The organism is Monashia sp. HAY1-2A, from assembly GCF_056755315.1.
The window spans coordinates 1-250 of sequence record NZ_JBNDHY010000600.1 but is presented as its reverse complement, the minus strand read 5'-3'; the positions used below and the strand labels follow the sequence as shown (position 1 = coordinate 250).

Here is a 250-nt window from a genome sequence, read left to right as displayed (position 1 = left end):
ATGTCGGCGGCCGGCTTGAACGAATTGTCTGCGACTTCGCGTGTCGGCGCCAGGATCAGCAGCTCCGCCGAGTGCCGCCAGTTGCGGATCAGCGCCGTGAGCATGATCCCGGCGACGATCGTCGACTTGCCGTTTTTCTTGCTGATGAGGAGAAAGAACTCCTCGATCAGCCGCGTCGCGTTCTTGGCATCATAGGCGCCGAAGACTGCCCGCACGAAGTCGAAGACGAACTCCTCGCAGACCTCGCCGA

Annotated in this window: 1 protein-coding gene; it reads right to left on the bottom strand. The window is 61.6% G+C overall.

What is annotated here, in order from left to right; all coding sequences use genetic code 11:
- The coding region (locus tag ACPYOM_RS23200; RefSeq protein WP_481347775.1) for a terminase large subunit domain-containing protein at positions 1 to 250 on the bottom strand (250 nt) is incomplete at both ends.